The sequence below is a fragment of the Pseudoxanthomonas koreensis genome (assembly GCF_010093225.1).
Classification (GTDB): domain Bacteria; phylum Pseudomonadota; class Gammaproteobacteria; order Xanthomonadales; family Xanthomonadaceae; genus Pseudoxanthomonas; species Pseudoxanthomonas koreensis.
Genome location: NZ_PDWM01000020.1, coordinates 42934 through 50546 on the forward strand (window position 1 = coordinate 42934; position 7613 = coordinate 50546).

Sequence of the window (7613 nt, forward strand, 5' to 3'; positions counted from 1 at the left end):
CACAAGGACCCCCATGTCCCAACGCAACGCCATTGCCGCCACCGTCGTCCTCTCCCTCGCCGCCCTGGCGCCTCTTTCCGCCCTCGCCCAGGATGCACCCGCGCCGGCCGGCTGGACCGGCAGCGGCGAACTGGGCCTGGCCCTGGCCCGCGGCAACTCGCGTTCGGAGAACCTCAACGCCAAGCTCGCCTTCGGTTACGAGGACGACGACTGGACCCATGCCCTCAGCGCCTCGGGCCTGCGCGCCAAGGGCGAGACCACCGGCGACTTCGACGGCGACGGCGTCGAGGAGACTCGCTACAGCACCAGCGCCAACCGCTACGACCTCGGCGCCTCAAGCGCCTGGCGCATCGACCCACGCCGGCACCTGTCGGCCACCCTGCGCTACGAGAACGACGACTTCTCCGCCTTCGAATACCAGGCCACCGCCGCGATCGGCTACGGCTACCGCTTCGTCGACAACGAGCGCACTCGCCTGCTGGGCGAGATCGGCCCCGGCTACCGCCGCGCCCGCGACGCCGCCACCGGCGCGACCGAGAGCAACGCCATCATCCGCGGCCAGCTCGACCTCCGCCACCGCCTCACCGCCAACACCGAGCTGGTGGACACCCTGCTGGTGGAATCGGGCAAGGACAACACCTTCCTCCAGAACGACCTGGGCGTGGCCGTGGCGATGAACGAACGCTTCGCGCTGAAGGCCGGCCTGCAGACCCGCCACAACACCGACGTGGACGAAACCGCCGGGGTCAAGAAGACCGACACCCTGACCACGGTGAACCTGGTCTACAACTTCCGCTGAGGGTTGGTGCAAGCCGGCGAGAACCGGTGCGGCAACGGAACAGGCCCGCATCGCGGGTCTGTTCCGTTTCAGTCCCTTGCCTGCCGTCGCGATCAGCCGCGCGCCGCCAGCCACGCCACCGTCGCCATGCGTCCGGTGCGCTGGTCGCGGCGGTGCGAGTAGAAGCGGCGCGGGTCGGAGATCGTGCACAGTCCGCCACCGTGGATCGCGTCGGCGGGCATGCCGGCACCCTGCAACCGGCGCCGCGCCAGTGCGTACAGGTCCACGCGCCAGTGGCCGGGGCGGGTGGCGGTGAACGCCGACGCCGCTTCCGGGTCTTCGCCGATGAAGGCGTCGCGTACTTCGGCACCGATTTCGTAGGCCAGCGGGCCGGCGGCCGGGCCCAGCCAGGCCAGCAGCTGCGCGGCGGGCGTCGCCATCGCGGCGACCGTCGCCTCCAGCACGCCGCCGGCCAGCCCACGCCAGCCGGCATGGGCGGCGCCGACCTCGCTGCCGTCGCGTGCGGCGAATACGACCGGCAGGCAGTCGGCGGTCAGGATCGCCAGCACCGTGCCGGGTTTCGAAGTCACCGCGGCATCGGCTTCCGGCTCCTCTGCAGCCGCGACTTCATCGCCCGCCCGCGCATCGAAGCGCAGCACGCCGCTGCCATGCACCTGGCGCAGCCAGTACGGCGACGACGGCAGGCCGGCGCGACGCGCCAGCTCGGCGCGATTGGCCGCCACCACGGACGGATCGTCGCCGCAGCGCGCACCGAGGTTGAACGTATCGAACGGCGCAGCCGACACGCCGGCACCGTGCCGCAGCGTGGTGAACGCGACCACGCCCGGCGGCGCCGGCCACGCGGCCGGCAGGAAGGCGGGATCTGCGAGCGGCCCGGTGCCACCGATGCCGGCAGCGGATTCGCTGGAAGGACCGACCGTGACCATGCGACCGGCCAGCGGCTCAGCGCCGCTGGCTCTCTTCCCAGGCGCGGCTGTCCGCACGCAGCCCCCGCAGCAGTTCGCGCATGTCGGCCGGCACCGGGGCGGAGACGCGCACCGCTTCGCCGCTGACCGGATGGGCGAACTCCAGGGTTTCCGCATGCAGTGCCTGGCGGCGGAAACCGCGCAGCTGCGCCGCCAGTTCCTCGCTCGCGCCCTTCGGCAGTTTCAGCGGGCCGCCGTACAGCGGGTCGCCGACGATCGGGTGGCGCAGGTGCTGCATGTGCACGCGGATCTGGTGGGTGCGGCCGGTTTCCAGCCTGCACTCCAGCGCGGTGTGGGCGCGGAAGCGCTCGCGCAGGCGGAAGTGGGTGACCGCATCCTTGCCGTCCTCGCGCACGGCCATGCGCAGGCGGTCGCGCGGGTGGCGGTCGATCGCCGCGTTGGCGGTGCCGCCGGAGACCAGCGCGCCGACCACGACCGCCAGGGACTGGCGATGCACTTCGCGCGCGGCCCGCTGCGCGACCAGGCCGGTATGCGCCGGCAGCGTGCGCGCCACCACCATGACGCCACTGGTGTCCTTGTCCAGGCGGTGGACGATGCCGGCGCGCGGCAGCAGCGCCAGCTCCGGGTCGCGGTGCAGCAGGGCGTTGACCAGGGTCCCGGCCGGGTTGCCGGCACCGGGATGGACCACCAGCCCGGCCGGCTTGTCCAGCACGAACAGGTCGGGGTCCTCGTAGAGGATGTCGAGCGGGATGTCCTCGGCCACGGCCTCGGTCTGGACCTCGGCCACCGCGGCCAGGGTGACCGTTTCGCCACCGCGGACCGGGTCGCGCGGGCGCGCCGGTTCGCCGGCCAGCAGGGCGTCGCCGGACTTGATCCAGGCGGCCAGGCGGGAACGCGAGTATTCGGGGAACAGTTCGGCCAGCACCGCGTCGAAGCGGCGGCCGGCGGCCTCGTCGGGGACGGTGGCCTGGCGGGAAGCGGAAGGAGTCGAGGGCATCGGGGGATCGCCGCCGGGCGGGCCCGGCAGCCGGGAGTCAGTCGCCGGACAGGCCACTAGGCTATCATCGGCCCTTCCCGTTTCCGCGCCGTACGCCTCCGATGGCCCACCGCTCCCGCTTCGCCCTCCCCGCTCCGCTGCGCCTGGCCGTCCTGCTGCTGCTCGTGGCCTTCCTGGCCACCGGCTGCCGCAAGAGCAAGGAGGACGCCGAGGAGGGCATGCCGGTCGACCAGCTCTACCAGAAGGCCCACACCCAGATGGAGAAGGGCAACTGGAGCGGCGCCGAAGCCACGTTCAAGCGCCTGGTTGCGCAGTACCCGTACGGTGCGTACACCGAACAGGCGCTGATGGAAACGGCCTACGCCCAGTTCAAGGCCGGCAAGCACGAGGATGCGGTCTCCACCATCGACCGCTTCATCCGTACCTACCCGACCCACCGCAACATCGCCTACTTCTACTACCTGCGCGGCCTGGCCAACTCCAACCGCGACGCGGTGTTCCTGCAGCGCGTCTGGTCGCTGGACCCGGCCCGCCGCGACCTGGCCTCGCCGCAGCAGGCGTACGACGACTTCGCCCGGGTCACCCAGCGCTACCCGAACAGCCGCTACGCCGCCGACGCGCGCCAGCGCATGGTCGAGCTGCGCAACATGTTCGCCCGCCACGAGCTGGACACCGCGCTGTACTACATGCGCCGTGGCGCCTGGCTTTCGGCGGTCGGCCGCGCCAACTACATCCTCGAGACCTATCCGCAGAGCGAGTTCCAGAACGACGCCGTCGCCGTGCTGGTCACCGCCTACCGCGAGCTGGGCAACACCACCCTGGCCGACGATGCGGTGCGCGTGCTCAGGCTCAACGACCCGCAGCACCCGGCGCTGAGCGGCGACTGGCCGGACTACCCGTGGGCGATCCGCAGGCTGAACCCGTTCGCCGGCGAGAAGTCGCCGACCGGGCAACGAAACGCCGAGCGGCAGTAAGGATAAAAAAGGGGGACGGAGGGAATTAAGCGCCAAGCGCTTAATTCCCTCCGCCCCCCTTTTTTACTTCTTCAGAAGCCGTTGCTGATCGGGTAGCGGCGCTCGCGGCCGAAGGCGCGACGCGAGACCTTCGGTCCCGGCGCGGCCTGGTGGCGCTTCCACTCGCTGGTGCGCACCAGCCGCAGCACCCGGTCCACCACTTCGGCCGAGTAACCGGCGGCAACGATCTCGTCGCGCGACTGCTCCTGGTCGATGTAGCGGTAGAGGATGCCGTCGAGCACGTCGTAGGCTGGCAACGAATCCTGGTCGGTCTGGTCCGGGCGCAGCTCGGCCGAAGGCGGCCGCGCGATCACCGCCGGCGGGATCACCGGCGCGCCACCGACGGTGTTACGCCACTTGGACAGGCCGTAGACCTCCGTCTTGTACAGGTCCTTCAGCGGCGCGTAGCCGCCGCACATGTCGCCGTAGATGGTGGCGTAGCCGACCGCGTACTCGCTCTTGTTGCCGGTGGTCAGCAGCAGCCCGCCGAACCTGTTGGACAGCGCCATCAGGATCGCGCCGCGGCAGCGCGACTGCAGGTTCTCTTCGGTGGTGTCCGCGCCGTGGCCTTCGAACAGCGGTTCCAGCGACTGCAGGAAACCCTGGAACGCCGGCTCGATCGCCACCGTCTCCAGCTTCACCCCGAGCGCGGCGCACTGCTCGGCGGCCAGGTCGTTGGACAGGTCCGCGGTGTAGCGCGAGGGCAGGCGCACCGCGGTGACGTTGGCCGCGCCCAGCGCGTCCACCGCTAGCGCCAGCACCAGCGCCGAGTCGATCCCGCCCGACAGCCCCAGCCATACCTTCGAGAAACCGTTCTTGCCGCAGTAGTCCTGGATCCCGCGCACCACCGCGCGCCAGGCCAGCGCGTCCATGCTCTCGTCGCCGTCGTCGATCCACTGCACCGGGATGAAGCTGCGCGCGGCGGTGTCGTAATCCACCAGCAGCCACTGGTCGGTGAACGCGGCGGCGGCCGGATGCACGGTGCCGTCGCCGTCGGCCACCACCGAGGCGCCGTCGAACACGACCGCGTCCTGGCCGCCGACCAGGTTGAGGTAGGCCAGCGCGGCGCCGGATTCGCGCGTGCGCTGGGCCAGCAGCGCATCGCGCTGGGCGTGCTTGCCGCGCTCGAACGGCGAGGCGTTGGGCACCAGCACCAGCTGCGCACCGGCGGCCACCGTATCGGCCAGCGGTTCGGGGAACCACAGGTCCTCGCAGACCAGCACGCCCAGTGGCACGCCCTCGACTTCGAACACGCAGGGTTCGCGGTCCGGATCGGCCTCGAAGTAGCGGCGCTCGTCGAACACCGCGTAGTTGGGCAGCTCGCGCTTGCGGCAGGTGGTCTCGATGCGACCGTCGCGCAGCACGCTGGCGGCGTTGTAGAGCACGCTGCCGGCCGCCTCCGGCCAAGGCACCACGGCGACGATGCCGTGCACGCCGGCGGCGATCCGCTTGAGTGCCGCGTCGCACTCGGCCAGGAACGCGGGCCGCAGCAGCAGGTCCTCGGGCGGATAGCCGCTGACCGCCAGTTCCGGGAACACGACCACATCGGCGCCGTACTCGTCGCGCGCGTCGGCGATCATCGCCGCGATCCGCTCCGCGTTGCCCGCCACCGCACCGACCGGGAAGTCGAACTGGGCCAGGGCGATGCGCAGGAAATCCTTCATGGCGGCGGACCGGTGTGGGATGCGGCCATGATACCGGCGCGCCGCGGGGCGGAAAAAGGAAGGCCGCCCGGGGGCGGCCTTCCGTGTGTCGCGTGGCGTGGCGGATCGATCAGCCGCCCAGCAGCTTCTTCATCGCCGCGCCCAGGTCGCCCGGCGAACGCACCGTGGTCACGCCCGCCGCTTCCATCGCGGCGAACTTGCCCTCGGCCGTGCCCTGGCCGCCCGACGCGATCGCGCCGGCATGGCCCATGCGCTTGCCCGGAGGGGCCGACGCACCGGCAATGAAGCCGACGACCGGCTTCTTCACGTGCTGCCTGATGTATTCGGCACCCTCTTCCTCGGCGCTGCCGCCGATCTCGCCGACCATGATGATGCCCTCGGTCTGCGGATCCTCGTTGAACAGCTTCAGGCAGTCGACGAAGTTCAGGCCGTTGATCGGGTCGCCGCCAATACCAATACAGGTCGACTGGCCCAGGCCGGCGTCGGTGGTCTGCTTCACGGCTTCATAGGTCAGCGTGCCCGAGCGCGAGACGATGCCGACCTTGCCCGGCTGGTGGATGTGGCCCGGCATGATGCCGATCTTGCACTCGCCGGGGGTGATCACGCCGGGGCAGTTCGGCCCGACCAGGACCACGTCCGGGTGGCCCTTGAGCACGTTCTTGACCCGCAGCATGTCCAGCACCGGAATGCCTTCGGTGATGCAGACGATGACCTTGATGCCGGCCGCGGCCGCTTCCAGGATCGCGTCGGCCGCGAACGGCGGCGGCACGTAGATCACCGAAGCGTCGGCGCCGGTGGCCTGGACGGCTTCGGCGACGGTGTTGAACACAGGCAGGCCGATGTGGGTCTGGCCACCCTTGCCCGGGGTGACGCCGCCGACGACCTGGGTCCCGTACTCGACCATCTGCTCGGCGTGGAAGGTGCCCTGCTGGCCGGTGAAGCCCTGCACGATCACCTTGGTGTTTTTATTGATCAGAACGGACATGCGTTTTTAGTCCTCGATATTCAGGCGGCGACCGCGGCGACCGACTTCTTCGCGCCGTCGTTGATGTCGTCGGCGGGGATGATGGCCAGGCCGCTTTCCTTCAGCAGCTTCTTGCCCTCTTCCACGTTGGTGCCTTCCAGGCGCACGATCACCGGCACCTTGACGCCCACGTCCTTGACCGCGGCGATGATGCCCTCGGCGATCATGTCGCAGCGGACGATGCCGCCGAAGATGTTGACGAAGATCGCCTTGACCTTGTCCGAGGACAGGATCAGCTTGAACGCGGTGGTCACGCGGTCCTTGGTGGCGCCGCCGCCAACGTCGAGGAAGTTCGCCGGCTCGCCGCCGTTGAGCTTGATCACGTCCATGGTCGCCATCGCCAGGCCGGCGCCGTTGACCATGCAGCCGATGTTGCCGTCCATGGTGACGTAGTTGAGGTCGTGCTGGCTGGCCAGCACCTCGGTCTCGTCCTCCTGGCTCTTGTCGCGCATGGCCACCAGGTCCGGGTGGCGGAAGCTGGCGTTGTCGTCGGAGTTGACCTTGCCGTCCAGCGCGTACAGGTCGCCGCTGTCGAGGATGGCCAGCGGGTTGAGCTCGACCAGGGCCAGGTCCTTGTCGTTGAACAGGCGGTACAGCCCGGTCATGATCTTGACCAGCTGGTTGACCTGCCTGGCGTTCAGGCCCAGGGCGAAGCCGACGTCGCGCGCCTGGTACGGCTGCAGGCCTTCGACGAAGTTCACGTTGAGGGTCTGGATCAGGTGCGGGGTCTCGGCCGCGACCGTCTCGATGTCCACGCCGCCCTCGGACGAGGCGATGTAGGTGATCGACTTGCTGCCGCGGTCGACCAGCACCGACAGGTAGAGTTCCTTGGCGATCTCGCCGGCCTCGGTCACCAGCACCTGGTTGACCGGCAGCGCCACGCCGCCGGACTGGTAGGTGGCCATCTTCTTGCCGAGCATGCCGATGGCGGCGTTGAACACGTCATCGGTGGTCTTGCAGAACTTGACGCCGCCGGCCTTGCCGCGGCCGCCCGCGTGGATCTGGGCCTTGACCATCCAGGGTCCGGCGCCGAGCGCCTTGGCCGCATCGACCGCTTCGGCCGGGGTGGACGCGACGCGTCCGGCGGGAACCGGGATGCCGTAGTCGGCAAACAGCTGTTTCGCCTGGTACTCGTGGAAATTCATGCTTCACCAGTGGGGGTGGGGAATGACCGCCGGGCGGCCGGGGTC

Annotated in this window: 7 protein-coding genes; 2 read left to right on the forward strand and 5 right to left on the reverse strand. The window is 70.0% G+C overall.

All coding sequences use genetic code 11. The features are described from left to right. Positions 1-13 precede the first annotated feature (13 nt). Positions 14-799, forward strand: coding sequence for a DUF481 domain-containing protein (locus CSC64_RS07940; protein ID WP_202922335.1), 786 nt, complete (start codon positions 14-16; stop codon positions 797-799). A gap of 92 nt (positions 800-891) precedes the next feature. Here CSC64_RS07940 and pgeF read toward each other — a convergent pair whose 3' ends face one another. Both pgeF and rluD read right to left on the reverse strand, forming a co-directional pair. Next, complete coding sequence (gene pgeF / locus CSC64_RS07945; RefSeq protein WP_162434789.1) at positions 892-1725, reverse strand: peptidoglycan editing factor PgeF; 834 nt, start codon at positions 1723-1725, stop codon at positions 892-894. 16 nt (positions 1726-1741) lie between these two features. Then, complete coding sequence (gene rluD, locus CSC64_RS07950) at positions 1742-2722, reverse strand: 23S rRNA pseudouridine(1911/1915/1917) synthase RluD (RefSeq protein WP_162434790.1); 981 nt, start codon at positions 2720-2722, stop codon at positions 1742-1744. A 101-nt stretch (positions 2723-2823) separates the two neighbouring features. Between rluD and CSC64_RS07955 the strand changes: the two genes are divergently transcribed. After that, positions 2824-3696 carry an outer membrane protein assembly factor BamD gene (locus tag CSC64_RS07955; RefSeq protein ID WP_162434791.1) on the forward strand — a complete coding sequence of 291 codons (873 nt, stop codon included), beginning with the start codon at positions 2824-2826 and terminating at the stop codon, positions 3694-3696. Between the two features lie 71 nt (positions 3697-3767). Here the strand turns inward: CSC64_RS07955 and CSC64_RS07960 are convergent, their stop codons facing one another. The 3 genes from CSC64_RS07960 to sucC form a co-directional block, all read right to left on the reverse strand. Next, positions 3768-5399, reverse strand: a complete 1632-nt coding sequence (locus CSC64_RS07960) for an NAD+ synthase (RefSeq protein WP_162434792.1) — start codon at positions 5397-5399, stop codon at positions 3768-3770. A gap of 109 nt (positions 5400-5508) precedes the next feature. Next, a complete protein-coding gene (sucD, locus tag CSC64_RS07965) occupies positions 5509-6384 on the reverse strand; it encodes a succinate--CoA ligase subunit alpha (protein ID WP_162434793.1) in 876 nt (291 codons plus the stop codon). 20 nt (positions 6385-6404) lie between these two features. Next, positions 6405-7568, reverse strand: coding sequence for an ADP-forming succinate--CoA ligase subunit beta (gene sucC / locus CSC64_RS07970; RefSeq protein ID WP_162434794.1), 1164 nt, complete (start codon positions 7566-7568; stop codon positions 6405-6407). Between the last annotated feature and the right edge of the window lie 45 nt (positions 7569-7613).

Bases quoted from the DNA above. Each gene is read 5' to 3' on its own strand.
- CSC64_RS07955 (WP_162434791.1), top strand. From the start codon at position 2,824: ATGGCCCACCGCTCCCGCTTCGCCCTCCCCGCTCCGCTGCGCCTGGCC.
- sucC (WP_162434794.1), bottom strand. From the start codon at position 7,568: ATGAATTTCCACGAGTACCAGGCGAAACAGCTGTTTGCCGACTACGGC.
- rluD (WP_162434790.1), bottom strand. From the start codon at position 2,722: ATGCCCTCGACTCCTTCCGCTTCCCGCCAGGCCACCGTCCCCGACGAG.
- CSC64_RS07960 (WP_162434792.1), bottom strand. From the start codon at position 5,399: ATGAAGGATTTCCTGCGCATCGCCCTGGCCCAGTTCGACTTCCCGGTC.
- pgeF (WP_162434789.1), bottom strand. From the start codon at position 1,725: ATGGTCACGGTCGGTCCTTCCAGCGAATCCGCTGCCGGCATCGGTGGC.
- CSC64_RS07940 (WP_202922335.1), top strand. From the start codon at position 14: ATGTCCCAACGCAACGCCATTGCCGCCACCGTCGTCCTCTCCCTCGCC.
- sucD (WP_162434793.1), bottom strand. From the start codon at position 6,384: ATGTCCGTTCTGATCAATAAAAACACCAAGGTGATCGTGCAGGGCTTC.